Source organism: Telluria sp. AZSoR62 (assembly GCF_058111565.1).
This window is the reverse complement of sequence record NZ_JBYTST010000588.1, coordinates 1-237: the sequence shown is the minus strand read 5'-3', so window position 1 is coordinate 237 and position 237 is coordinate 1. Positions and strand designations below refer to the sequence as shown.

At 66.2% G+C, this 237-nt stretch carries 1 pseudogene; it reads left to right on the top strand.

Annotation, left to right across the window (positions count from 1 at the left end):
- Window positions 1-70: 70 nt before the first annotated feature.
- Window positions 71-237: pseudogene (locus tag AC3XQU_RS24845) on the top strand (ParB family protein); the annotation flags it as partial.

Sequence of the window (237 nt, the reverse complement as noted above, 5' to 3'; positions counted from 1 at the left end):
ACCCTGAATGCCCGTGCGCAAATCCGCCGCGCCGAGCGCGAGGCCCGATACCAAGCGCAGGGAGGCGGCCATGGCTGAGATCACCTCCCAGCAGATGGCTGGCAAGCTGCTCGCGGCCGGGTTCGAGCGCAGCGGCCCGTCAGCCTCGACCTTGAGCGACCCGATCGCCGACACACCCATGGTCGTGACCCTAGATCAGTTGCGCCCCTACGACCACGATCCCAGGAAAAAACGCAA